This window comes from Micromonospora sp. LOL_015, assembly GCF_048060275.1.
Classification (GTDB): domain Bacteria; phylum Actinomycetota; class Actinomycetes; order Mycobacteriales; family Micromonosporaceae; genus Micromonospora_E.
Window position 1 is genome coordinate 1 of the sequence record NZ_JBHMIO010000044.1, and the last position, 25,405, is coordinate 25,405.

Below are 25,405 nucleotides of genomic sequence, written 5' to 3' on the forward strand. Positions count from 1 at the left end.
GCTGCCGCCTGCCCACTCACGGTTGTTTTTCCGGTCAGATCCCGGCGTTCACCCCGCTGCTGCGCCTGGTCGCCGCCCAGCTGGGATCGCTGGCCGACGTCCTGGTCGTCGCGGACGCGTTGCACGCACAGACCGGACACGCCGAGTACCTGGCCGCCGCCGGCGGGCATCTGATGGTCACCGTAAAGGCCAACCAGCCGACCACGTTCGCCCAGCTCAAAGCTGTTCCCTGGGCGCGGGTCCCGGTCGGAGCGCGGACCCGCGAGACCGGACACGGCCGCACGGAGACCCGCACCGTCAAGGCCGTCACCGTGGCGACTCCCGGCGGGCTCGGCTTCCCCCACGCCCGGCAGGCCGTCCGGATCACCCGTACCCGTACGGTCAAGGGCAGGACCAGCCGCGAAACGGCGTACCTGACCGTGTCCCTGCCCGCCGGAGCGGCCCAACCCGCCGACCTCGGCACCTGGGCACGAGCGGAGTGGCATATCGAGAACCGCCTGCACTACGTCCGCGACGTCACGTTACGTGAGGACGCGCATCAAGCCCGGACCGGCAACGGACCCGCGGTCTTCGCCACACTCCGTAACACCGCGGTCGGCTACCACCGTGCCAACGGCGAACCCAACATCGCCCGCGCCACCCGACGTGCGAACCGACGTTCCACAGACCTCATCGACGCCGTGACCAGCAGTAACCCGACTACGCAATAGCCCTGCCCGGTGAGCATCGCCGACGTCGCCTGGTAGGTGACCCGTTCCCGACGCGGGGTCCACGCCTGCGTGCGCGCGACCAGGGCCATGTTGTAGACCAGCCGGACACAACCGGACGTCCGGGCAAGCTCGACCGCCTACCCGGGAGTGGGGTAGAAGCGGTACCTGAACGCCCGCTTCACGGCCGTGGACACAGTCCACAGGCTAGCAATTCGGTCGTGAGCCGTGGGATGGCGTACGGGTGGACGTATCCACGGAAGGAATCCTATTACCGTCCGATCGTCTCAACTGACGGCAGCGGGAAGATCAGCCGCGTGCCCGCGGCCAGAGTCGCTGCCTCTCTGGCGACGATCTCGGTCCGGAAGTGCCAGGGCAGCACCAGATAGTAGTCGGGGTGGGCGCTACGCGACTGCTCCTCGCTGACGATCTCGATGTCGGTACCGAGCGTCCGTGCGCCGAACTTGTCGGGATTGCGCTCGGCCGCGTACCGGATCAGCGACTTGTCGATGCCACAGAACTGCAGCAGCGTGTTGCCCTTGGTCGACGCACCGTAGACATGCACGACCTTGCCCTGGTCACGCAGGCTGTGCAGGAGCTTGACCAGCTCGTCGCGACGCTGTCCGACCCGGGCTGCGAACTCGTCGTACGGCGCGTCGGTGGCCAGCCGCTGACGCCGTTCCCGGTCGGCCAGCGCCGGCACGGAGCCGTCTGCCCGGTCGGCGGTCTCGGCCGTGCGGGTGACGAAACAGCAGATCGAGCCGCCGTTCACCCCGTTCAGGCTCACCCGGACAATGTCCAGGCCGGCCTCGGCGAGAATCCGGGTCAACGTGCCGAGGGAATAGTACGACAGGTGCTCGTGGCAGATACTGTCGTATCCGGTCACCTCCAGCATCGCGGGCAGGTGCGAGACCTCAACCCCCCAGACACCGCCCGGCGCCAGCAGTCGCTCCACCTCGCGGGCGAACGCCACCGGATCCTCTACGTCGTAGAACATAGCGATGGACGTGATCACGTCGAAGGTGCCCGCCTGGTCGTCCAGCTGCTTGCTGGGGAAAAAGTCACGAATCAGTGTGATGGTGCCGGGGGCGTCGTCGGCGGCACTGGACGGGTCGATTCCCCACCGCTGTGCACCGGCGTAGTTCTCCAGCAAGGTGCCGTCGTTGCAGCCGATGTCGAGTACCTTGGCCGGCTGCCCGCCGTGAACCGCAACCGCGGACCCAGCGACCCACGCGAGATGCGCGCGCATGCTGTCGTTGATCCGGGAGCGGTACCAGTAGGTGTCGTACAGCAGCCCACCGGCAAGGGTGTGGCGCAGCTGCACCAGGCCGCACGACGCGTCGGTGCACCGGGTCAGCTCGAGGGGGAATCGCTCCTCGGGCGGGTCCGGGAAGCCCGGCTTGACGAAGCTCCCCTGCAGGTACTGTGGCCCGAGGTCGAGGACGCTGCGCAACGCCCCGTCGCAGACACGACAGGTCGTCCGCCTGGCGACCAGACCGGGCACCGCCTCGCCGTTGGCCGCATGCGACTGGCTCACGTGGCGTTCTCCCTCTTTCTCGCGATGAGCAGGATGTCCAGGTAGAAGCGCTGAGCAGGCCCCTCGCTGAGGCCCAGCGCGCCGAACGCACGGTCGAGGTACTCGTCGAACGAGCGGGGGCGCACCCGGTCCACCAGTTGCAGGACGTTCAGTGCCAGGCCGACAGGACTGATCTTCGGCCAGCCGTGTTCGCGTCCGTACCAGCGCAGGAGCAGCAGCAGACCGCGGGGTCCGCAGGTGAGTTTGACCGTGCGGTCGACGGCGAAGCCGGCTCGCTCGGCCTGCAACGCCAGACCGTCTGCGGTCCACCGCCACAGGTCCTGGCCGCCATGCTCCTCCCACACGCCGTGGGTGGACAGGACCAGCCGGCCGCCGGGCCGCAGCAGCCGATGCGCCTCGCGCAGGTACGCATCCGCGTCGGCGACGTGTTCCAGCACCTGGGTGGATAGCACCCCGTCGAAGGCCTCGTCAGGGACCGGACACCTTCCGTCACGGTCCAGGGCATGATCGGCGGGGAACGACTCGCCGCCCGGGATGTCCGCCGTCTGCAACTCGGCCGCGCCGAACAGGTCGCGGTACGGCGAGGTGCCCGCGCCGTAGTCGAGCCAGACTCCGGATACTCCCGACAACGCCTCGGCCAGCGCCTGACGAAGGTCGAGGAAGTGTGCGTACGCCCAGTCGCCCCGACGTGGGTCGGCCCGTTCGCGGAACCGCTCGGCCATCACCGCGTCCAGCGGCGGTTCGGCGGTGGGCCTGCCGATGGACCCCAGGATACGGTTGACCAGACTCACCAACGCCGAACTCCTCATCCGGGAACTGTCTTGTGGCGCTGAAACGCGCGCGCGGCACTACGCACCGACGCGTACCTCGCTGTGGTCACCGAGCACGAAGCGGTACGTCTTCGGCCCGCGCGGGCCGGGGACGACACGTGCCTCCCGCCCGATCATTGACCACTCGATCCGGCCGACGCCTTCGATGCACGCGCCGCAGAGCACGATGGACTGCTCGATCTCGCTGTCGACGACCGTGCAGTCGCGGTCGATCGACGTAAACGGGCCCAGGTAGGAGTTGCGAATGACCGAGCCCGCCCCGACCACCACGGGCCCGACGATCCGCGAGCCGGAGACGACGGCCCCGGGGCCGACCACCACCCGGCCGGTCAGCTCGGTGTCCGCACTCACCGAACCGCTCTCCGCGGAGTCGATGCCGTTCAGGACGAACTGGTTCATCTCCAGCATGTCGGCCAGGTTGCCGGTGTCCTTCCAGAAGCCGGTGATGGTCGTGGACTCGACGCGTCTACCCTGATCGATCAGCCGCTGAATGGCCTCGGTGATCTCCAGCTCGCTGCGCCACGACGGCTTCAGCTCCGCGACCGCCTCGTGTACGGCCGGGCTGAAGACATACACACCGACTACAGCCAGGTCGCTCTTGGGGTGCAGAGGCTTCTCCTCGACACCGATGACCTGACCGCCCTGGCCGATCTCCGCGACGCCGAAGGCGTGCGGATTCTTAACCCTAGTCAGCATCAACTGGGCGTGCGGGCGTTCCCGGCGGAACCGATCGACCACGTCGCTGATGCCGCCGACAACGAAGTTGTCGCCGAGGTACATCACGAAGTCGTCCTCGTCGAGGTAGTCCCGGGCGATCAGGACGGCATGCCCCAGTCCGCGCGGGGCGTCTTGGGGCAGATAGGTCACGTCCAGGCCGAACTGCGAGCCATCGCCAACCGCCCGCTCAATTTCTGGAGCTGTGTTACCGACGATAATTCCAACTTCCCGAATCCCTGCCTCACGGATTGCCTCGAGACCGTAGTAGAGGACCGGCTTGTTGGCGATCGGAATGAGCTGCTTCGCTGAGGTGTGGGTGATCGGGCGCATCCGCGAACCGACCCCACCCGCCAGCACCAACGCCTTCATGAGTCGGTGCTGGACGGTTGAACCGGGACAGGAACCTTGATCACGATGGCCTCCGGCGGTGGAAGCGACTGACTTTCCTGAAGGTACCGAATCATGACTCGTGATTTCCCTACTAAGGGTGGCCGTTATCGGAGGACCCCAGTCGGACCGGACGCGGGTGCGGCGTCGCTACCGGCAGGCCCGGACCACCACGGGTCGCCGGCACATCGCCACGAGGACCCGGCCCATGGCCGGCAGCTCTGTCGTCTCAGTGACCACGAACCACCTCCGGCGACGATCATCCTTCAGCCTTCATAGGCGCGAGAGTCACAACCGACGGCGACAGCGTCGACCGCACCCATGCGACACTCGCAGAGGCTAGCGCTCCCACTAGACCTTCAGCGAAATGGTTGAATACCATTTTCGACACCACGTAGGGTGATGCTCGCAGATATGTTGAGAGCCAGTTCGCCCTTCCCGTGGATGGAGCCTCATGGTCAGCACGGTCTTGGTCATCGGTGGCGGTCCTGCCGGCTCGACCGCCGCGGCGCTGCTCGCGCGTGCGGGACTGTCGGTAACCCTGCTCGAGAAGGAGATTTTCCCGCGCTACCACATCGGCGAGTCCATCGCGTCCTCGTGTCGGACCATTGTCGACTTTGTCGGCGCGCTAGACGAGGTCGACGCCCGTGGCTACACCGAAAAGAACGGCGTGTTGTTGCGGTGGGGCAAGGAGGACTGGGCCATCGACTGGACCGAGATCTTCGGCCCCGGCGTCCGCTCCTGGCAGGTAAACCGCGCCGACTTCGATCACGTGCTGCTGACCAACGCCATCAGACAGGGTGCCAAGGTCATCGAAGGTGCCGAGGTCAAGCGGGTGATCTTCGACGCCGGCCGCGCGGTGGCCGCAGAGTGGGTCGATCCACACAGCGGGCAACGCCGCACCACCCAGTTCGACTTCGTCGTGGACGCCTCCGGTCGGGCTGGCCTGATCCCCGCCCGGCACTTCAAGCACCGGCGGGCCAACGACACGTTCAAGAACGTCGCCATCTGGGGTTACTGGGACGGCGGATCGCTGCTGCCCAGCTCGCCGAGCGGCGGGATCAACGTGATCGGCGCGCCGGACGGCTGGTACTGGGTCATTCCGCTGCGCGACAAGCGCTACAGCATAGGATTCGTGTGCCACCAGACGCGTTTCCTCGAGCGCCGCAGAGCACACGAGTCCCTTGAGGACATGTTCGCCGCGCTGATCGCGGAGTCGGCGACGGTACGCAGCCTGGTGGCGGACGGGACATACCAGCCGGGCGTCCGAGTCGAGCAAGACTTCTCGTACGTGTCCGACAGCTTCTGCGGCGCCGGTTACTTCGCCGTGGGTGACAGCGCGTGCTTCCTGGACCCGCTGCTGTCGACCGGCGTACACCTCGCGTTCTACAGCGGCATGCTGGCGTCGGCGTCGATCCTGGCTATCGTCAACGGCGACGTCGCAGAGGAGCAGGCCTACGGATTCTATGAGACGCTCTACCGCAACGCCTTCGAGCGGCTGTTCACGTTGGTCGCTGCCGTATACCAGCAGCAGGCGGGTAAGGCCAGCTACTTCGCCCTCGCTGATCGGCTGGTCAACGAGCAGGACGAGGTCGAGTACGAACGGGTCGACGGTGCCAAGGCGTTCGCCCAGTTGATCGCCGGACTCGCCGACGTGAGCGACGCGATGGCCGGCCGATCGATCCCTCCGCAGATGCCGGAAGCCGACGCGGGCAACTCCGTCGGCCAACTGTTCGTCGCCGCCGAGCAGGCACGTCGAATGGCGGAGGCCGGCGTCCCCAAGGCGCCGGTCAGCGAAGCGCTCAACAAGGTCGACGGGCTCGAGCTCTTCGACCCGGAAACCGGCCTGTACCTGATGACCGACCCCCGGCTCGGCATCGGACGGACCAGGCCGACGTGAGCGGTTCACAGATGGTCGACCCCGGACAGCGCAACGACGACTACGATCGGCTCACCGTCGAGATCATCGAGCGGGTCTGCGGCCCGACCGCCGTGTCCGTGGATCTCGGCGCCGGCGTTGGCGAGATCACCCAGCACCTGGTGCGGGTCGCGCCGCAGGGCAGTCACTTCGCGGTCGAACCGCTGCCGGAGCTCGCCGACCAGTTGGCAGGCAGACTGCCCTCGGTCACGGTGATCCGGGCAGCGGCCGCCGAGGCCTCGGGCCGGCAAGGTTTCGTGCACGTCGTGTCCAATCCCGGCTACAGCGGCCTGCGTCGACGCCCTTACGACCGGCCGACGGAGCTCCTGCGTGTGATCACCGTGGAAACCGTACGTCTCGATGACGTCATCCCCGCAGATCTACACGTTGACTTGATCAAAATCGATGTGGAAGGCGGTGAAGTGCTGGCTCTACGCGGCGCCGGCGACACCCTGCGGCGCAGCCGGCCGGTGATCGTCTTCGAGCACGGCGGCGACCGGGTCATGCGTGAGTACGGCACGACTACCGACGATCTCTGGTCGCTGCTGGTAGACGAGCTGGGATACCGGATGTTCACCCTGCCAGCGTGGCTGGCGGGGCGACCCGCGCTGGATCGCGCCGCGCTCACCACGGCGTTGGAGCTGGAGTGGTATTTCGTCGCGGACTGCGCCGTCGGGTCCACCTCCGCTGAGCAGAAGGGTTTCGGCTGATGAACTCTGTCCCAGGGGTGCGCGTCGCAGATCAAATCGCGGAGTGCGACATCCGGCGGACCGGGCTGCTGCCCGAGCACGTCACCGCGTTTCGGCGGCAGGGTGTGCTGGCCGTACGCGGGCTACTCACCCCGCAGGAGCTCGGTGAGATCGAGGCCGCCGGCCGGACCCTCATCGACCAGGCATGGTCGACCCGGTCCGTGCAGGACATTGTCTGGACGTTGGAGTCTGACCGGCCGGATGCCGCGCCGGTGCGGATCGAGTACGTGGTGGACAAGGCACGGCCGGTCGCCATGCTAGCCGGCCATCCGTTGCTACTGCGGATCATGGAGCAGCTCGTCGGTCCCAATCTGATTCCGACCTGGGACAGCATGGTCTTCAAGACCACTGCCGGCGCGCCCAGGCTGGCCTGGCACCGGGACGCCGGGCTGTACGACGATGCCGTCGGCATCACCGGTATGGGCCGGGTCATCGACGCGGGGATCTACCTCGACCCCGCGCCCGAGGACAACTGTGTGTGGTGCATTCCGGAGTCGAACTACTGGGACGATCAGCGAGTCACCGCCACCGCAGACCTGCTGAATGCCAGCGAATGGGACACCACCGGCGCGGTGCCCGCTGTGATGCGGCCAGGGGATCTGCTGTTGCACAACATTCTCACATTGCACGGCGCCCCTGCAGTCGTCGGCAAGCAGCGCCGTGTCATCTACTTCGAGTACCGGCCAGCCGAGGTCGAGTGGCAGCTGGGCCCGCACACCGAGGAGTACATCGGCCTCAAGCAGCAGGTCCTGCGCTCCTGCATCCAGATGCGGTCGGACGATCCCCGGTTCGGTGACGAGGAGCCGTTCGACTACCGGCCGGCCGAGTCTCTCCGGCGCTGGGCAGGCCGACCGGAGATCGACACATTGCGGTTCGCGCACGAGGACTACTGGCGATGGTGAGTCGAGGCGGAATGCGATGAATACCCAGGCCAACAGGAACGGCACCCCGGACGCGGCAGCCAACGAGACAGCATGTGTGCTGCCGTGGATTCACCTCTGCGCCTCTATCGACGGCGTCTACGGTCGGTGTTGTGTCGATGACTCGATGTACCATAACGCACTGTACGATCAGCAGGACGAGCCGGTTTTCGCATTGAATGACGATGCAATCGGCTGTTCCCCTGGTTCGCGGTACGCCAGGGACAACCCAGACCGGGTGATGGGCGTCCAAGAGGCGTTCAACAGTCCCAACATGAAGCGGACCCGACTCGCGATGCTGAACGGGCAACGCGTTGATGCGTGCAAGTACTGTTACTTCCGTGAGGACCACGGTGCACAGTCCTACCGGCATAACGTCAACCGACGGTTCCATCAGGAATTCAACCTCGATGCACTTGCCGCCCGCACCTCGGCGGACGGCACCGTCGAGGAGTTTCCATTCTTTCTCGACATCAGGTTCGGCAACACGTGCAACCTGCGGTGCGTCATGTGCACCTACCCGGTGAGCTCCTCATGGGGCGCGAAGCAGCGGCCCAGGTGGTCGGCCGCGGTCATCGACCCCTACCGCGACGACGAGGAACTGTGGGCGACACTCCGGGAGAACGCGCACCTGATCCGCCGACTGTATTTTGCTGGCGGCGAACCATTCCTGCAACCAGGTCATTTCGCCATGCTCGAACTACTCGTGGAGACAGGGAACGCCGGCAATGTCGACATTGCTTACAACTCGAACCTGACCGTCTCCCCCGAAAGAGCGATGGCGCTTTTTCCACATTTCAAGAGCGTCGGCATCGGAGCGTCCTGCGACGGAGTCGGTGAGGTGTTCGAGTACATTAGGACCGGCGGCAAGTGGGATGACTTCGTGGCCAACCTGCACCTGCTCCGGTCCGAGGCGGACGTCTGGCTTCAGGTGTCACCACAGCGACACAACCTGTGGGACCTGCGCAACCTGCTCGAGTTCGCTCGTACCGAGGGCCTGGATGTAGACCTGGCCAACGTCGTGCAGTGGCCACCGGACCTGTCGATCGCCAGCCTGCCGGCAGAGGAAAAGGTACGCGCGACCGACGAACTGACCGACCTGATCGCCTGGTGCACCGGTCTGGGCTGGGACAAACCTGCCGCCCATCTCGACGCCCTGCGTTCGTTCATGAATTCACTCGATCCGGCCGGCCTGGTTGAGGAAGGGGTGTCCTGACGACAATTTCCGCGACAGCGACGACCACTTCCGACCGGATACTCTAGGAGAATCTCCAGTCCGTCTCGGCTTACTCTCGGTCAGAGCTCAGCAGTCGACCGCAGCGGAGCGGGCGGTCGACCGACCGGTGGGCCCAGGCCTGTCCGAGCAGCCCTGTGACGAAACTCGTCGAGGGCTACGTCGAGACACACCGACGGCCACTCACGCACACCTTACCCAAGCAGCTTTCCAGCCGACAGCACCCCTGTGATCCTACTGCCTTTGGGACCATTCGCGACGGGAGCATTTGTAGGTAAAAATTCTCATCGGCTACGCGAGCCCGCCCGTGGTACGGATGTGACGGGCGACGGCTCGGCGTCCGGACTGAGCTGACGGAAGTTCCTCCGTGCACTTTCAAAGGAGTCTGGATCATGCACTGTCTAGTAACCGGTGGAGCTGGCTTCATTGGCTCTCACCTGACTGAACGCCTTGTCGCGGACGGGCATTCGGTGGTCGTGCTGGACGACCTCAGCGGAGGATCTGCCGACCGGGTTCCCGGCCCAGCCGAGCTGGTTGTCGGATCCATTACCGATGAACAACTGGTCGGCTCACTGTTCGCCGACCAGCGGTTCGACAGAGTCTTCCACTTTGCCGCGTTCGCGGCGGAGGTGATCAGCCATTCGGTCAAACGGCTGAACTACAACACAAATTTGATGGGCAGCGTCAATCTGATCAACGCGGCGCTGCGCACCGACGTGTCCTTCTTCTGCTTTGCCTCGTCCGTAGCGGTCTACGGTAACGGCGAGGCACCCATGCGCGAGTCGTCGATCCCCGTTCCGTGCGACAGCTACGGGAACGCCAAACTGGCGGTCGAACGCGAACTTGAGGTCACCATGCGCCTGCAGGGAATGCCGTTCACCGCATTCCGCATGCACAACGTGTACGGCGAATGGCAGAATATGCGGGACCCGTACCGTAACGCGGTGGCAATTTTTTTCAACCAGATCATGCGGGGCGAACCCATCTCGGTGTACGGCACGGGCAGCCAGGTCCGCGCCTTCTCGTACGTCAAGGACGTCGTCGACGTGGTGAGCAGGTCCCCGGAGACTCCGGCAGCGTGGGGACGACCGTTCAACGTGGGCTCGTCGGCCACCAACACCGTGCTGGAGATGGCGGAGTGTGTGCGCGCGGCGGCCGGGGTGGCCGAACACCCCATCGTTCACGCACCAGCCCGCGACGAGGTGAAGGTGGTGTACACCGCCACCGACGAGGCACGGTCGGTCTTCGGCGACTGGGCCGACACGCCGCTGTCCGAAGGACTGGCCAGGACTGCGAAGTGGGCCGCCGAGACCGGACCGACCGAGCTCAAGGCCTCGTTCGACATCGAGATCGGCGGTGACCGGGTGCCGGAGTGGGCTCGGCACGTGGAGAAGCGACTCGCGCCGGTGCGGCGCTAGGAGGATTCGATGCGGATTCTTTTCACGGCGTCCAACTGGGCCGGGCACTACCTGTGCATGGTTCCGCTGGCCTGGGCGTTCCGGGCGGCCGGGCACGAGGTCCGGGTGGCCTGCCCGCCCCAGCAGGTTCAGGGCGTCCTGGCGACCGGCCTGATGCCGGTGTCGGTGCTCGACGCGGCCGACATGATGGAGAGCGCCCGGCTGGCCTATTGGGTCCAGGCGATCAACACGCCGGCGCAGAGCGGTGAGATGCCGCTGCCGCTACACCCGTTCACCGGCGAGGCGCTCAGCTCGGTACGCGAATTCGACACCGGCACGCTCAGCGACTTCTGGAAGGCAACCGTCACTGCGGTCCAGCGAAGCTTCGACAACGCCGTCGACTACGCCGCTTCCTGGCGCCCCGACCTGGTGGTACACGACATCATGGCAGTCGAGGGGGCGCTCATCGGTGCGCTGAACAACGTGCCGAGCGTTTACTACGGGCCAGGCTTCATCGGCACTATCGAGACCGAGCCCGGCCTCAACCTGATGTCGGCGGACCCCTTGTCCTGCTTCGAGAAGTACGGGGTGGAGTGGACCCGGCGAGACATCAGGTACGCGGTCGACCCGTCACCGGCGGCGGTCGTACCACCGATGGGCGACGCGTTGCGGATACCTGTCAGATATCAGCCGTACAACGGGGCTCAGGACGTGGATCCGTGGCTGCTGGGTCCGATCAAGGGCAGACGTGTCTGTGTGGTGTGGGGAAACTCCGCGACCGGAGTGTTCGGCACGCGGCTGCCGGCCCTGCGGCAGGCGGTCGAGACCGCGGCTCAGTTGGCCACGGAGGTGGTACTCACCGCCGCGCTGGCCGAGGTGGACGCGTTGGGTGCCCTGCCACCGAACGTCCGGGTGCTGCGCAACTGCCCACTCGAGCTGATCCTGCCCCACTGTGACCTGCTCATTCACCATGGCAGTGCCAACTGCCTGATGAACGGCATCGCGATGGGAGTACCACAGTTGTCGCTCGCCCTGAACTTCGACGGGCAGATCTACGGCAGACGGCTCGATCCGCAGGGCGCGACCAAGACCTTACCCGGATTGCTGTTCGACAGCGAAGCGATCGACACGGCGCTCGCCGAGGTGCTGTTCGACCACCGGTACCGCCGTCGGGCAATCGAGTTGAGCGAGTCCGTATCCGCCGCGCCGAGCGCCGCGCAGGTCGCCGAACTGCTCACCACTCTGGCCCGGAGCGGCGGGCTGACGGCCGACGACGTCGCCGGTATGGTGGCCCGCTGGGAAGCACACCACAAGGAAGTGACTGAGGACATCGTGAGCGAGGTGCGATGAGCAACAGCCAGGGAACACCGACCGCTGGGCCAAGACCACCACTTCGGAGCATGGGTGACCTCAATCTGGTGTGGGAATGGAACACTCCGGACGAGATGCAGATTCAGCTCGCCGGCACGCAGCCCCGCGCCGAGTACCTGCAGGACCGTGTCGACCGAGCGAACTGGATGGCCGACCGGCTGCGGATCACGCCGGACTCGTCAATCTTCGAGATCGGCAGCGGCGAAGGGATCATGGCCGATGTCCTCGCGCCCAGGGTGCGGCGGATGCTGTGCACGGACGTCAGTCGGTCTTTCCTGCACAAAGCTCGGGTGACCTGCCAGGAACATGCCAACGTCGACTATCATCACATCGACAACGACTTTCTCGCGACCCTGCCGTCTGCGGAATTCGATGGGGGCTTCTCCCTGAATGTATTCATTCATCTCAACGTATTTGAGTTTTTTCACTACTTCCGCCAGATTGCCCGGATCCTGCGACCCGGCGGCCACTTCGGGGTCAATTTCCTCGACATCGGCGCCTCGACACGGAGCTTCTTCCACTTCTATGCCGAGCGCTATCTGACGGCGAACCCGGTCGAATTCAAGGGTTTCCTCTCCTTCCACGGGATCGACGTGATCGCCTCGATAGCCGTCGAGGCCGGCCTGACTCCGATGCTCGACGAATTCGTCAACGAAAACGGAGTCTGCTACCTGATCCTGCGACGCGACGAGGAGCCTGCGTCGTGAGCCGTCTGCGACTTGGTTCCGGCGGCCCTCTGGTGTCCCGGCTCTGCCTGGGCACCTGGGCCCTCAGCGGCCTGTGGGGCGGACAGATCGAACCCGCCGTGCAGGCGGTCCGCCGGGCCTTCGACCTCGGGATCAACTTCTTCGACACCGCCCACGCCTACGGCGGAGGTGCGGCGGAGGCCGGGCTCGCACGTGGGCTCGGCGACCTGCTACGTGACCACCGCTCCGAGCTGGTGATCGCCACCAAAGGAGGCCTGCAAAACCAGGGGAGTTCCGTGGTGCGCAACAGCGACCCGGAGTTCCTCCGTACCAGTCTGGTGGCCAGCCTCCGGTCGCTGGGCACCGACTACGTGGATTTGTTCCTGGTGCACTGGCCGGATACCACCATTCCGCTTGCTGAGACCGCAGGCGTGCTCGCCGGTTTCGTCGAGGAAGGGCTGGTCCGGCGCGTCGGCGTCTCCAACTTCACGGTCGGACAAATGGCCGAGTTCGGTCCGGTTGCCGTCGCCCAGGTCCCGTACAGCCTGCTGGCCCGGCACATCGAACACGAAACCCTGCCCTACTGCCAGGCGGCGGGGGTCCCGGTGATGGGCTGGTCCCCGCTGGCCCACGGACTGTTGACGGGTGCGCTGCGACCCGGTCACGCCTTCGCCCACGACGACTGGCGCGCCTACTCCCCCGTTTTTCAGGGCGACCGGTTCGCCACGGCCGTGGCGGTCGTGGACAGGCTCGCGGCCTTCGCCGCAGATCGCGGCATCAGCATCGCCCAGCTCGCGCTCGCGTGGGTGCTGCACCATCCGGCCGCGGTGGTACCGGTCGTGGGTGCCCAGGTTCCCGAGCACCTCGAGGACAGCCTACGGGCGCTCGGGGTCCGACTCAGCGAAGCCGACCTCGCGGAGCTCGACCAGATCGTCGCCGACGCGCCACCGGTGCTGCCCGACGTCGAGCCACCGAGCCGGGCACCGACCATCGCCGACGCGTCCTGAGTGCACCGGGAAACTGGTCTTCGGGAGTCATCCGAAAGTGATCCGCGCAAGCGTCACGGGCCGAGACGGCCCATGAGAGGAAGCCAGTGACCGAACAAGTGATGGAGCAGAAGCCGCCGAGCCCGCAGGTCGGGACCGGAGAGGCAGCGGCTGCCGCGCGCGCCGGAGCGGCCATCGTCATCTCCGGGCTGAGTAAGAGGTACCGCGATACCACCGCCCTGGACCGCGTCGACCTGGTCGTCCCGAACGGAGCGGTGTGCGGTCTACTCGGTCCCAACGGTGCCGGGAAAACCACTGCGGTGCGAATCCTGAGCACACTGGTACGCCCAAGTTCGGGCACCGCGTTCGTCGCCGGCTTCGACGTGACCAGGAACACCGACGAGGTACGCCGCCGGATCGGGGTGACCAGCCAGCGCACCACAGTCGACGAAATCCTCACCGGCCGGGAAAACCTGGAAACCTGGGGGCGGCTCTACCACATCGGTATCCGGACCGCCCGTCGTCGGGCCGACGAACTGCTGGAGCAGTTCGGGCTGGCCGACGCGGCCAACCGGATGGTCAAGCACTACTCCATGGGGATGCGGCGCCGGCTCGACCTGGCAGTGGGCTTTTTGCTGCAGCCGCAGGTGTTGTTCCTGGACGAACCGACCACTGCGCTGGACCCGCGCAGCCGTAACGAGGTCTGGCGAGTGGTCCAGTCGATGGCCGCGCAGGGCACCACCGTGCTGCTCACCACGCAGTACCTGGAGGAGGCCGACCGGCTGGCGAGCCAGATCGCCGTGCTCGAGAAGGGGCAGGTAATCGCCGAGGGCACCCCGGACCAGCTCAAATCGAGGATCGGCGGACACCGGGTCGATGTCGTCCTGCGCGGTGCCGATTCGGTCGCCAGGACCGTCCTCGGCCTTGCGAGTGTGGTGGACGCGGCACCGGAGGTCGACGCCGAGGCGATGCGGGTCAGTGTCTCGGTACGCGACCAGGTGACCGCTCTGCACGACATCATGCGCTGGCTGCACGACAACGCCATCGAGGTTGAGGATGTGGCGGTGCGTAGGCCGACGCTCGACGATGTGTTCCTCAGCGTGACCGGTCACAGCACGAATCCGGGAAAGGGACAGGTCGGATGACCACGGCGACAATTCCGGTTCCGCCCCGGCCCACGGGTCCAGTGGACCGGCTGCGGTGGGCGCTGGCCGACGGCTGGGTCGTTGGCCGTGCCAACCTGTACCACTGGCGGCGTAATCCCGGGCTGATCACGCAGTGCCTGATGTACCCCGTGATGACCGCAGTGTTCGGGTTCGTCTTCGGTAGCGCCATGGTGGTCGCCGGCGGCGGCTCCTACCGCGAGTTCCTGATGCCGGGCCTGTTCGGCCAGACCATGATGTTCGGGATCATCACCACGATGATGGTCACCAGCTCGGCCGCGGCCAAAGGCGTGACCGACCGGTTCCGCACGATGCCGATGGCGCAGACCGGCGTGGCCGTCGGGCGTTGTATCGCCGACGTGGTCACCTCGGTGTTCGAGCTGACCATCCTCGTCGTCTGCGCCCTGTTGGTGGGCTGGCGCTTCCATCAGGGCGTCGGTCCCGCGCTCGGGGCGCTGGGCCTGTTGCTGCTGTTCCGGTTCGCGCTCGTCTGGGTGGGCATCTTCTTCGGGCTGATCCTGCCCATGGAGGCGGTCGGCGCCGGTTACGTGCCGCTGATACCGCTGACCATGCTCGCCAACACGTTCGTCTCCCCCACCCAGATGCCCCACTGGCTGGGTACGATCGCGGAGTGGAACCCGGTCTCCGCGACGGTGGCGGCCTGCCGTGAACTGTTCGGCAACCCCGGCGTGGTCGGCGACTCCTGGGCAGCCCAGCACGCGTTGCTGCTTGCGTTCGCCTGGCCCGGGGTGATTCTGTCGATCTTCATACCGCTTTCGATCTGGCGCTACCGCAACCTCGAGCGATAGACCCGGCGCCGGGCAACTGTCCAGGCAACGACCGGTCGGTCCACCGGCGTGGACGACCCGGGCGAGGGCCGCCCGGCCAGATGCGGCGCCACCATGAGGCCGGGCATCTCGGTGTCCACCGACGTGCCCGGCCCGCGCGAACTGAACGCGTGCGGGATCCGGCCGGGCGGCGTCGGTTCCGGGTCCGCTGGTCATTTCGCCCAGGGCGGCGATTCGAGAACCTCGACGACTGCGCAGGACAGCACGACGCCTGGTGCTGTGCCGAGCATCAGCATGTGATCGCCTGGCCCGAGTTCCCCACCATCCACTAGGTGGTCGAACGACAGGATGGGGTCACTAGCGCCACAGTGCCCGATTTGGCGGCCGTACTCCCAGGTCGAACGCGACATAGGCAGGCTCCACATCGCCATCACCCGCTGCTCGACCACTTCGCGGGAGTAGTTCATGAACCCGACCCGGTCGATGTCGACAATCCCGATGCCGGCCTCGGTCAACGCTCGGTCGACCAGATCCGCAGTCCACTGCGGCACGTCGGCCATGGCAACCGCGGCCGGGCTGCGGGTGGCAAACTGTTGGCCTATCCGGGCGCTGAAGTCTGTGGTGCGGCCGACCGTGATGCTCGGCGGGAACAGCGGTTCGTCACCGCGGTGCAAACTCTCGGCGTCCGTGATCGTTTGCGAACACACCGAACGCAGCCGGGCGAACCCCGGCTGCTTGGTCAGTACGATCGCCGAGGCCGCGTCACCGCCGATGAAGCCGGGACCCATCGACCAACGGTCGATCAGCGGCGTACCGTAGTTGTCTGCGGCGACAAGAAGGGCACTTGTGCGCTCCGGGACGGCGGTAAGGTGACTGGCAGCGAGTTCCATCGCGCTGAACAGCCCGTTGCAGCCCTGTCGGATCTCGAGGGCGAGCAGGTCGCCGCCGACCAGGTATCGTTGCAGATAGGACTGTGGCGGCCAGCCGTCTGGCCCCTGGTGCCAGGTGCTGGCGTACAGCAACAGGTCGAACTCCTTCGGGGACCCGCCCCACCGTTTGACCGCCTGCTGCGCGGCCCGTAGGGCCATCTCGGGCGCGGGCAGGTCACCCGCGATCGCGGCGCCACCGAGCTCGTGTGTCTCGACGTCCAGGGCCGGATAGAGACCACGCGCGACCGCCCACTTGACGCTCACCAGCGGTGGTATGAACGTCCCGACGCCGCCGATGAAGATGTCCGGTGTCCGCACGAATTCAACTCCTCGATGTCATGTCGATCGTCCCCACCGTCGATCGGCGCACGAGCACTGATCCACCGAGCGCCACCCCGATCTCCTTTCGCCGTACCACGACTCTATGATGGCCGGGTGGTTACCTGTTTAGAATTTCACTTAGATATGGTGGGGTTCTGCGTATGGTATTTCTGCTGATGAAGGGAACGTGCGGTGGCGGTGCGTCTACTGGCGAGGACCCTGCGCGGACTCGAGGACGTCGCCGCCAGGGAGATCGCCCAGCGTGGCCTCGGCCGGGTCACCCACAGCCGTCATCGCGAGGTGTGGTTCACCGCGGATCATGCCGATGCACGCCTGCTGGACCTACGCACCATCGACGACCTGTTCCTGCTGGCCGCGGTCATCGACGGCGTCGGGCACACCAGGGCGAACCTGGTCCGGTTCACCGAGGCCGCTCGGGCGAGCGATCTGGGTGAGCTGCTGCGGCAGAGAGACCACCTTCGCGCTGGCAGTGCCACAACCGGTGTGGACGTCGCGGCGTCGTTCCTCGGTAAGCGCAACTACAACCGCTTCGACATCGAAGACGCGATCGGCGCCGAGGCCGCGCGCGCGACCGGCCTGCCTTACCACTCCCGACGAGGCGGCGACGCTCCGCCCGACGGCACCCTGTCGTTCCGGGTCACGGTCGAGGGCGCCCGGGCTGCCCTCGCACTGCGGGTCGGTGAACGGCCTCTGCACCGCAGGAGCTACAAGCTGGCATCGACGCCCGGCACGCTGCATCCACCACTGGCCGCCGCCATGGCCCTGCTGGCAGACGTCCGCCCGACGGACAGTGTGCTCGACCCGTGCTGCGGCACCGGCACCATCCTCATCGAGGCCGCCGAGCTGGCCCCGAGGGCCCGGCTGATCGGCATGGACCACGACCCACGTGCGCTGGCTGCGGCCACGGCGAATGCTGCGCAGATGGCCACCGTGGCGACCTGGTCCTGCGGCGACGCGGGCAGGCTGCCCGTCGTTACCGGTCAGATCGACCGGGTCGTCAGCAACCCGCCCTGGGACCGCCAGGTACCCGCCCGGGGTGCGTTGTCCAACCGTCCGAACCGGCTCTACCGGGAGATCCGGCGGGTGTTGTCCGCTGACGGACGGGGTGTCCTGCTGCTACACGAGGTGGAGCAGCAGGTCGCCGCGGTGAAGTCCGCCGGCCTGCGGGTCCGGCACGTCCACCCGTTGAGCCTGTTCGGCGCGCACCCGTCGATCGTTGTCCTCACCAGCTGACCGGAGCGGGTGTTCGCTCCGTGCGACATACCGCGATGAGGTCGCACACCTGGTCCGAGGTTCGTTCGTGCCGCACATCGACGCGGCCGAACCCAGCGTCGGCGAGAGCCCTCATGAGCGAGCCACGGTCCAGCCATCGCACGTCGACGCTGAGGCCACGGGTCTGCGGGTCAGGATGATTCTCGCGGACCGCTTTGACGGTGTAGCCGTCAGTGGCGGCGAGACCTGCTGAGGATCCCCAGTAGTGCGTCGACAAATACAGGTGGTCGGTCACTCGGGCGATGTCCCGCAGCAGCGTCCACGGCTGCCGCACGTGGTAAAGCAGTCCGGCGCACAGAACCGCGTCGAACGTGCCGAGGGCGGGGAAGTCCAGCGCCTCGACGTCGGCCAGCCGAAGTTCGACGTTGGTGACGCCGTGCAGATCAAGTACGAGTTCGGCGCGACGCAGGTTGGCCTCGCGGCCCTCCAACGCGAGTATCGAGACGTCCGGATACCGGGACAACGCCAAGGTGTCCGCGCCTTCTAGTGCGCCGAGTTCCAGAATCCTTCGGCTGCCCGGAAATGCCGCGAAGAAGTCGCGCGCCCGGTCTTTCGGGTCCTGACTCAGTAGGTAGTCGAGCTGCAATCCGCTCGTGTAGCGAACGCCCTCGAACGTGAATTCGTTCACCCACGGCTCAAGTTCCTGGACTCGACGCCGCACATCCTCGCGCTCCATATCGACGAGCCTATCGGCTTTCCTGCCCCACGCGACTAGCGGCTTCCCCAAACTTCCCCTCAGGCGCCCCGGCGCGCCGTCCCTTTCGGACGTCTGACGGGATTGCTACGCTGCGGTACACACCAGCCGGGTTCGTGGGAGAAGCCTCAGTCATGTCCAGGGTCAGACACGAGCCGCGGGTTCGTAGCAGGGAGTCTCGAGTCGAGCGTCGCAACGCCAGGTTTCAGCAGTGGGAAGCGCTGCTGACCAACCGGAACACGAGACACCGCCTAGGTGAGTTCCTGGTGCAGGGCGTGCGCCCGATCAACGAGGCCATCGCGCACCGCTGGCCGATCCGGGCGCTGCTGCACGCGGGGAACCTGAAGTCGCAGTGGGCCCGTGACCTGGTCGGTGGACGGGTCGCCGACGAGGTGATCCGGCTCTTCCTCGAGCTGCTACGCGAGCTCGCGGACAAGGACGAGGACACTGCCGAACTGACCGCCCTCGTCGCGATCCCACCGGACGACCTGACCCGGATCCGGCTACGCCCCGCCGGGGTTTTGTCGTCCTCGACCGCCCGACAAGTCCGGGTAACGTAGGCACCCTGCTCCGCTCGGCCGACGCGTTGGGCGTCGACGGGGTAGTCATCGCGGGAAGGGCCGCCGACCTCTACGACCCGAAGACGGTCCGAGCGAGCCGCGGATCACTGTTCGCCGTCCCGTCGGTACGGGTCGAGACACCGGCAGCGGCGCTGGACTGGCTGCGGACCATCGACACGATGGCGCTGGTCGGCACCAGTGAGGACGCGACCAGCGACATCTGGGACCACGACTTCACAGGACCGACCACGGTCGTCGTCGGCAACGAGACCAGCGGGATGAGCAGTTTCTGGGCCAAGAGCTGCGACGCGCGTGTCCGGATTCCCATGGTCGGATCGGCAAGCTCGTGCAACGCGGCGGTTGCCGCGTCGATCACCCCGTACGAGATCACTCGCCAACGCGCGTGACCGCCAGCCTTTGGCGAGACCGCTAGTCTTCGGCCGGAAGCAGCCCGCTCTGGGCGCCTTCGGGTTATAACCGGTTGGTAGGAAATCCCCTGAGGAGGCGCTCATGCTGACACCCGAGCAAGTCGAGAGCTTCGTGGCCAATGGCTTCGTCCGGGTGCCGAACGCGTTCTCCGCAGCACTCGCCGCCGAGTGCCGCGATCTGCTGTGGAAGCAGCTCAACATGGATCCCGACGACCGTTCGACCTGGACCAGGGAGGTCGTCCGGCTCGGTCTGCGAAGCGACGACGCTTTCCTACACAGCGCCAACACCCCGCTGCTGGCCGAGGCGTACGACCAGCTCGTCGGTCCGGGCCGGTGGCGGCCATTGGAGATGGTCGGAACGTTCCCGGTTCGCTTTCCAGTGGACCGTGCGCCGGAGCAGGCCGAGGACTATGGCTGGCACATCGACGCCAGCTTCCTCAGCCCGGAGGGCGAAGCCGAGGCCGCGGCCGCCGGCGGCCAGGACTGGGAGGGGGAACTCGCGCTCGTACCGCCAAACTACGACAGGATCTTCCGATGCAACACGTCCTCCCGTGGCCGGGCTCTACTGGTGCTGCTTCTCTACTCCGATACCGGGGTGCGCGACGCGCCCACGGTGTTCCGGGTGGGTTCGCACCTGGACGTACCGCCCTTGTTGGAGCCCTATGGTGCCGAGGGTACGTACCTCGACTGCGGCTCCGTGGGTGCCGACCGCCCCCAGGCCAAGGCCACCGGCCGTGCGGGTGACGCCTACCTGTGCCACCCGTTCCTCGTCCACACCCCGATCACCAACACCGGCGCCAGTCCCCGATTCATGGCACAGCCCTCGTTGCAGCCCGTCGGCGAGTTCGACCTGGACCGCGCCGACGGCCGATACGTCCCGGTTGAGCAGGCGATCCGGGCTGGACTCGGCCGTGGTTAGGTCCACGTCCACCGCCTGGCCGGCCGTGCTGCGGCTGGTGTTCGGCGGGATGGCCACACACGTGGTCGCGCTCGCCATCCGGCTGCGGCTGCCCGACGCGGTCGGGGACGGCGAGCGGAACGCGGCCGGTCTCGCCGCCGAGTACGGTTTCCAGGAGGAGCCGATGCTCCGGCTCCTGCGCGCGCTCGCCGCACTCGACGTGCTCGCGGAAACCGGCCCCGGCCGGTTCGGCCTCGCCCCGGTAGGCGCGTTGTTGCGCAGCGACCAGGCGGGGTCGATGTACCCGCTGGCTCGGATGCTGACCGACCCGACGATGGCACACGCGTGGCATAACCTGGACTTCAGCCTGCGCACTGGTGACCCGGCCTTCGACGAAGCCTTCGGCATTGACTTCTTCGGGTATCTGTCATCGCGGCCCGAGCTGTCCCAAATGTACAACTCGGCGATGAGTCATGGTACCCGAGGGGTCGCACGGGTGCTGGCCGGCGCGTACGATTTCGGCCGTTTCCGGACGGTCGTCGACGTCGGCGGCGGCAACGGGACATCGCTCGCCGAGATCCTGACCGCGCACCCTGGGCCACGCGGAGTGGTCTACGACACCCCGTCCGGTGCCGCCGTGACCGAGCAGACCCTGCACGCGGCCGGCCTCGCGGCACGCTGCCGGGTCGAGACAGGCGACTTCTTCACCGAGGTTCCGCGCAACGGTGACCTTTATCTGCTCAAGAGCGTGATTCACGGTTGGGACGACGAGCATGCCGCCATGATTCTGCGCAATTGTGCCGCCAGCGCCGCGGAGCACGGCCGCATCCTGCTCGTCGAACACCTTCTGCCAGACACCGTACCGGCCGGAGGGAGCCCCACCACGTACCTCAGTGACTTGAACCTTCTTGTCAACGGTCAGGGTCAGGAGCGAACTCGGGACGACTTCGCCGGCCTGTGCGCGAGGGCGGGTCTGCGGATCGCAGATATCGGGCCGCTACCATCCACGGGCTTCCACTGGATCGAAATCTGCCCCGACTGACTGCTCCGATCGATCACGCTGAAGAAAACTCGTCGACGTCCGGGTAGGCATTTGTATTCGAAGTGGCTGAGACGCAGTACTGCGGCGACAATGTCGCGATCATTCCGCATGGACCAACGGCGGTGCGGCATGACGTCCCATGCCAGAATGCCGCCCGTACCCGCAGGGTGCCGGCGCGGCATCGTCATGCCGTCGCGCCAGGAGGGAGCGGCGGTAGCCAACTAGCGGCTTCCCTAAAATCCATTTTTCTTAGTGATGACGGCATGGACATCGCGTATCGTCAACAGCAGCAAGTCAATTTTCTCTGGCAAGTCACTCGACCGACGCCCATCGATAGACATCGATGACGAATGGCAGGAGAAAGTTCTGACTAGGCGAGCATTGATCACCGGGGTGACCGGCCAGGACGGCACGTATCTCGCGGAGCACCTCCTCGAAGCCGGCTACGAGGTCTTCGGCATGATCCGCAGCCAGACACCGCCGTCCGCGCGGCGCAAGCGGACGCCGGACCCTCGGATCCGGCTCGTCAGCGGCGACCTGCTCGATCAGGCGAGCCTCATCGACGTGATCGACAACGTTCGACCGGACGAGGTCTATAACCTCGCGGCGCTGTCCCACGCCCCCCTCTCGTGGCGCCAGCCCACCATGACCACGGAGATCACCGGGATGGGTGTACTACGAATGCTCGAAGCGCTGAGAATTGTCAGCGGAATCAACGCTTCAACACGGGCGACCGGTCTCCGTCAGCCGCGCTTCTATCAAGCGTCGACGTCAGAGATATTCGGAAAGATCCGGAAATCGCCGCAGAACGAGCTGACCCCGCTCCATCCATGCAACCCGTACGGCGCGGCGAAGACCTTCGGCCATTACATGGTGCAGAACTACCGCGAGTCGTATGACATGTTCGCAGTTTCCGGAATTCTATTCGAACATGAATCCCCAATGCGCAATCCGGAATTTGTGACAAGGAAAGTCTCACTCACGGCGGCGGCGATCAAACTGGGGCTGCGCTCCAAGCTGCGGCTCGGCAACCTGGAAGCCGCGCACGACTGGGGGTTCGCGGGGGACTACGTGCGAGGGATGGCACAGATGCTGGCCCTCGACGAACCGGAGGACTTCGTCCTGGGCACCGGCGTCACGCACAGCGTCCGCGAACTGGTCGACCTAGCCTTCGCACAGGTGGGCCTCAACTGGCGCGACCATGTCGTGATCGACCAGGCACTGCCGTGGTCCGCAGAGGTCGACCTGCGGTGCTCCGACCCGGCGCGGGCTCGGGCAAAGCTCGGCTGGAAGGCGGCGATCACGTTCGAGGAAATGGTCGCCATGATGGTCGACAGCGATCTCCGCCTGTTGACAGACGCCCAGCGCAACTCCGCCGATCCCGTGACCGAGCTGACCGCGCTGTGGTAAGCCGGCTTCTCCAGACACCTAAGGAAATGTGATGAACTCGGCTGATCTGGATACACAACGCGCCGCCACCACCCGCCTGTCCGGGGCGAGTGCGGAATTTCTTTCCTGGTTTGCCGATCGCACCCGCGCCACGAACTGCCAGGTGACCCGCAGGCCGCTCGGTGAGGTGCCCGGATGGTCGATCGACGCCACCAGCGGGAACCTGACGCATCACAGCGGCCGCTTCTTCACGATCGAAGGGCTGCACGTACGTAGTTCGTACGGCCCGGTCCGCGAATGGAGCCAGCCGATCATCAACCAGCCGGAGATCGGCATCCTCGGTCTGCTGGTCAAGACCGTAGACGGGATACCATACGGACTGGTTCAGGCGAAGATGGAGCCGGGCAACTTTAACTCGGTCCAACTCTCGCCGACCGTACAGGCAACCCGGAGCAACTACACGCGAGTGCACCGAGGTAGCCGAACCAAGTACCTGGAGTACTTCACCGAGCCACGCCCCGGCAGCGTGCTGGCCGACGTGTTGCAGTCCGAGCAGGGGTCGTGGTTCCTGCGCAAACGCAACCGAAACATGATCGTTCAGGTGGACGAATCGGTCGCCGCCGCGGACGGGCACTACTGGATGCCGCTGGCCGAACTGCGCAGCCTGCTAAGGATCGACGGTCTGGTCAACATGGACACCCGTACGGTATTGTCCTGCATGCCGGCCTCATCTTTCGCCAACGCCCAGGTACTCACCACCGGCGGTATGGCTGCGGCGCTGAGTCGGTCCATCAGCGGCTCCGGCAAGCCGCTGCACCACGCGGAGACCGTGTTGAGCTGGTTCACCGCCGCCAAGAGCAGACACGAACTGGCCGTACGGCGCGTGCCGCTGCGCGGGCTGCCCGGTTGGCGCTACACGCCCGACGAGATCACGCACCATGATGGAAAGCACTTCAGCATCATTGGTGTCAGCGTACGCACCGATGACCGTGAGGTCAGTGAATGGCACCAGCCGCTGCTCTACCCGAGCGGGCGCGGAGTCGTCGCCTTCATCGTGAAGGAGATCGGCGGGGTGGCCCATCTGCTGGTGCATGCGCGATATCAGGCGGGCCTGCTGGACGCGATGGAGATGGGGCCCACCGTCCAGTGCAATCCTGGCAACTACCCAGGCGCCGGGCCGGCGTTTCTCGACTATGTGCAACACGCACCCGCCGATCGCGTGCTCTACGACACGGTTCTGACCGAGGAGGGCGGCCGGTTCTACTTCTCGCAGAACCGGTATCTGCTGGTGGACGCAGGTGACGATGTCCCGATCGAGGTACCGGAGGAGTTCTGCTGGGTGACCGCTCACCAACTCACCGACCTGCTGCGGCACGGCTACTACGTGAACGTGGAAGCCCGCAGCCTGTTGGCCTGTCTGCACAGCCTGTGGTGATCGCGGTGCCACAGCCGCGCCGAGTGCGCGCGAGCCGGCCAGGAGGCAGGGGTGAATAACGGTCGTATCGTTGTGTTCGGTGGCACCGGCTTTTTGGGTCGCCAGGTGGCCAAGGACCTCGTCGCCGCAGGACACGATGTGCTCGTCATGGCGAGGCACCCGCCCAGGACCACCATCGGGTATCGGTTCCGGGCGGTCGACGTCCTACAGGTACGGGCGACGGAGCTGGCCGCGATTCTCGCCGACGAACGCCCGGGTACCGTCATCAACGCCACCGGCGGCAAATGGGGCCTGGCCGGACGTGGTCTGGAAGCCAGTTGCGTCGGGGCGACACGGGCCATCCTGACAGCGCTGGCGTCAACCTCGTTGGTGCCCCGATTCGTGCATCTCGGCTCGGTGCTGGAGTACCGGCTGGCATCGCCGGACATGCCTGGAGCCGCCCAGCGGTCGCCCCAGTCCGCCAGCGAGTACGACCGGTTTAAACTCACCGCGACCGAGTCGGTGCTGTCGGCTGCTACGGCCGGGACGGTGGACGCAGTGGTGCTGCGGTTGGCCAACGTCACCGGGCCAGGCGTACCACCGGCCAGCCTACTCGGCCTGGTAGCCGACTGTCTGGTCGAGGCGGCGGACCGTGGCGGGCACGCGTGCATTGAGCTGACCGCCCTGGAGGCCCGCCGGGACTACGTCGACGTGCGGGACGTGTCCGACGCGGTGCTGGCCGCGACCCGGGTGCCCAGCGCGACCGTCCCGATCGCCATCGGGCGTGGGGAGTCGGTTTCGGTGCGAGCGCTGGTCAACATGCTCATTGAAATCAGCCAGGTGCCGGCTACCGTGCACGAACTGCCGGCCCCGACCCCCGCCGCAGCCACCGAGGACTGGACCCAGGTCGACCTCCGGCCGGCACGTGACCTGCTCGGCTGGACGCCGCGACGGACGCTGCCCGAAGCCGTCCGTGCGCTTTGGCACGACGCGTTGAAACGCGACTCGGGCGGGAGCCGATGATTCCCATCGGCGTGATCTCGACCA

General features: G+C 66.3%; 24 protein-coding genes and 1 pseudogene. 19 read left to right on the top strand and 6 right to left on the bottom strand.

Features of this window, described 5'->3' with window-relative positions; all coding sequences use genetic code 11:
- On the top strand, positions 1-710 hold a 710-nt coding region (locus tag ACFHWU_RS24480; RefSeq protein WP_416591691.1), incomplete at its 5' end, for an ISAs1 family transposase.
- On the opposite strand, the pseudogene ACFHWU_RS24485 reads toward ACFHWU_RS24480, so the two are convergent.
- The 4 genes and pseudogenes from ACFHWU_RS24485 to ACFHWU_RS24500 form a co-directional block, all read right to left on the bottom strand.
- Positions 599-832, bottom strand: a pseudogene (locus ACFHWU_RS24485) (helix-turn-helix domain-containing protein); the annotation flags it as partial. The gene ACFHWU_RS24480 and the pseudogene ACFHWU_RS24485 sit on opposite strands and share 112 nt — an antisense overlap.
- A gap of 146 nt (positions 833-978) precedes the next feature.
- Positions 979-2,244, bottom strand: a complete 1,266-nt coding sequence (locus tag ACFHWU_RS24490) for a class I SAM-dependent methyltransferase (protein WP_416591692.1) — start codon at positions 2,242-2,244, stop codon at positions 979-981.
- Complete coding sequence (locus tag ACFHWU_RS24495; protein ID WP_416591693.1) at positions 2,241-3,035, bottom strand: class I SAM-dependent methyltransferase; 795 nt, start codon at positions 3,033-3,035, stop codon at positions 2,241-2,243. The genes ACFHWU_RS24490 and ACFHWU_RS24495 overlap by 4 nt, the downstream gene beginning before the upstream one ends.
- A 57-nt stretch (positions 3,036-3,092) precedes the next feature.
- Positions 3,093-4,160, bottom strand: a complete 1,068-nt coding sequence (locus ACFHWU_RS24500; protein ID WP_416591694.1) for a glucose-1-phosphate thymidylyltransferase — start codon at positions 4,158-4,160, stop codon at positions 3,093-3,095.
- A gap of 472 nt (positions 4,161-4,632) precedes the next feature.
- On the opposite strand from ACFHWU_RS24500, the gene ACFHWU_RS24505 reads away from it, so the two are divergent.
- The 10 genes from ACFHWU_RS24505 (at position 4,633) to ACFHWU_RS24550 (ending at position 15,411) form a co-directional block, all read left to right on the top strand.
- A complete protein-coding gene (locus tag ACFHWU_RS24505) occupies positions 4,633-6,078 on the top strand; it encodes an NAD(P)/FAD-dependent oxidoreductase (RefSeq protein WP_416591695.1) in 1,446 nt (481 codons plus the stop codon).
- A 98-nt stretch (positions 6,079-6,176) separates the two neighbouring features.
- Complete coding sequence (locus ACFHWU_RS24510) at positions 6,177-6,806, top strand: FkbM family methyltransferase (protein WP_416591696.1); 630 nt, start codon at positions 6,177-6,179, stop codon at positions 6,804-6,806.
- Positions 6,806-7,747 (top strand): phytanoyl-CoA dioxygenase family protein, encoded by a 942-nt coding sequence (locus ACFHWU_RS24515; RefSeq protein WP_416591697.1) that lies wholly within the window; start codon positions 6,806-6,808, stop codon positions 7,745-7,747. The genes ACFHWU_RS24510 and ACFHWU_RS24515 overlap by 1 nt, the downstream gene beginning before the upstream one ends.
- A gap of 16 nt (positions 7,748-7,763) precedes the next feature.
- Positions 7,764-8,981, top strand: a complete 1,218-nt coding sequence (locus ACFHWU_RS24520) for a twitch domain-containing radical SAM protein (RefSeq protein ID WP_416591698.1) — start codon at positions 7,764-7,766, stop codon at positions 8,979-8,981.
- Positions 8,982-9,391: 410 nt separating this feature from the next.
- On the top strand, positions 9,392-10,417 hold the full coding sequence (locus tag ACFHWU_RS24525) for an NAD-dependent epimerase/dehydratase family protein (protein WP_416591699.1): 1,026 nt from the start codon (positions 9,392-9,394) through the stop codon (positions 10,415-10,417).
- 9 nt (positions 10,418-10,426) lie between these two features.
- A complete protein-coding gene (locus tag ACFHWU_RS24530; protein ID WP_416591700.1) occupies positions 10,427-11,746 on the top strand; it encodes a nucleotide disphospho-sugar-binding domain-containing protein in 1,320 nt (439 codons plus the stop codon).
- Between the two features lie 50 nt (positions 11,747-11,796).
- On the top strand, positions 11,797-12,474 hold the full coding sequence (locus ACFHWU_RS24535) for a class I SAM-dependent DNA methyltransferase (protein WP_416591701.1): 678 nt from the start codon (positions 11,797-11,799) through the stop codon (positions 12,472-12,474).
- The gene (locus tag ACFHWU_RS24540) at positions 12,471-13,460 is read left to right on the top strand and encodes an aldo/keto reductase (protein ID WP_416591702.1); all 990 of its coding nucleotides are present in this window, start codon (positions 12,471-12,473) and stop codon (positions 13,458-13,460) included. The genes ACFHWU_RS24535 and ACFHWU_RS24540 overlap by 4 nt, the downstream gene beginning before the upstream one ends.
- Before the next feature lie 86 nt (positions 13,461-13,546).
- Positions 13,547-14,584 (top strand): ATP-binding cassette domain-containing protein, encoded by a 1,038-nt coding sequence (locus tag ACFHWU_RS24545; protein WP_416591703.1) that lies wholly within the window; start codon positions 13,547-13,549, stop codon positions 14,582-14,584.
- Positions 14,581-15,411, top strand: a complete 831-nt coding sequence (locus ACFHWU_RS24550) for an ABC transporter permease (RefSeq protein WP_416591704.1) — start codon at positions 14,581-14,583, stop codon at positions 15,409-15,411. The genes ACFHWU_RS24545 and ACFHWU_RS24550 overlap by 4 nt, the downstream gene beginning before the upstream one ends.
- 191 nt (positions 15,412-15,602) lie before the next feature.
- On the opposite strand, the gene ACFHWU_RS24555 is transcribed toward ACFHWU_RS24550, so the two are convergent.
- Entirely contained in the window at positions 15,603-16,637 is a 1,035-nt protein-coding gene (locus tag ACFHWU_RS24555; RefSeq protein WP_416591705.1) for a ketoacyl-ACP synthase III family protein, read from the bottom strand.
- Between the two features lie 195 nt (positions 16,638-16,832).
- Here ACFHWU_RS24555 and ACFHWU_RS24560 point away from each other — a divergent pair, with 195 nt between their 5' ends.
- Positions 16,833-17,894 (top strand): methyltransferase domain-containing protein, encoded by a 1,062-nt coding sequence (locus ACFHWU_RS24560; RefSeq protein ID WP_416591706.1) that lies wholly within the window; start codon positions 16,833-16,835, stop codon positions 17,892-17,894.
- Here the strand turns inward: ACFHWU_RS24560 and ACFHWU_RS24565 are convergent.
- Complete coding sequence (locus ACFHWU_RS24565; protein WP_416591707.1) at positions 17,884-18,660, bottom strand: class I SAM-dependent methyltransferase; 777 nt, start codon at positions 18,658-18,660, stop codon at positions 17,884-17,886. The two genes, ACFHWU_RS24560 and ACFHWU_RS24565, sit on opposite strands and share 11 nt — an antisense overlap.
- 101 nt (positions 18,661-18,761) lie before the next feature.
- Here ACFHWU_RS24565 and ACFHWU_RS24570 point away from each other — a divergent pair, with 101 nt between their 5' ends.
- From ACFHWU_RS24570 to ACFHWU_RS24600, 7 genes are all read left to right on the top strand, one after another.
- Positions 18,762-19,187: a hypothetical protein gene (locus ACFHWU_RS24570; protein ID WP_416591708.1), complete on the top strand. Its 426-nt coding sequence runs from the start codon at positions 18,762-18,764 to the stop codon at positions 19,185-19,187.
- Between the two features lie 5 nt (positions 19,188-19,192).
- Positions 19,193-19,594, top strand: coding sequence for a TrmH family RNA methyltransferase (locus ACFHWU_RS24575; protein ID WP_416591721.1), 402 nt, complete (start codon positions 19,193-19,195; stop codon positions 19,592-19,594).
- A 103-nt stretch (positions 19,595-19,697) separates the two neighbouring features.
- Entirely contained in the window at positions 19,698-20,534 is an 837-nt protein-coding gene (locus ACFHWU_RS24580; protein ID WP_416591709.1) for a phytanoyl-CoA dioxygenase, read from the top strand.
- Between the two features lie 163 nt (positions 20,535-20,697).
- Positions 20,698-21,555 (top strand): methyltransferase, encoded by an 858-nt coding sequence (locus tag ACFHWU_RS24585; RefSeq protein ID WP_416591711.1) that lies wholly within the window; start codon positions 20,698-20,700, stop codon positions 21,553-21,555.
- A 255-nt stretch (positions 21,556-21,810) separates the two neighbouring features.
- Entirely contained in the window at positions 21,811-22,965 is a 1,155-nt protein-coding gene (locus tag ACFHWU_RS24590; protein ID WP_416591722.1) for a GDP-mannose 4,6-dehydratase, read from the top strand.
- 142 nt (positions 22,966-23,107) lie between these two features.
- Positions 23,108-24,379, top strand: a complete 1,272-nt coding sequence (locus ACFHWU_RS24595) for an NDP-hexose 2,3-dehydratase family protein (protein ID WP_416591712.1) — start codon at positions 23,108-23,110, stop codon at positions 24,377-24,379.
- Between the two features lie 72 nt (positions 24,380-24,451).
- Complete coding sequence (locus ACFHWU_RS24600; RefSeq protein ID WP_416591723.1) at positions 24,452-25,381, top strand: NAD-dependent epimerase/dehydratase family protein; 930 nt, start codon at positions 24,452-24,454, stop codon at positions 25,379-25,381.
- The last annotated feature ends 24 nt before the right edge of the window (positions 25,382-25,405 follow it).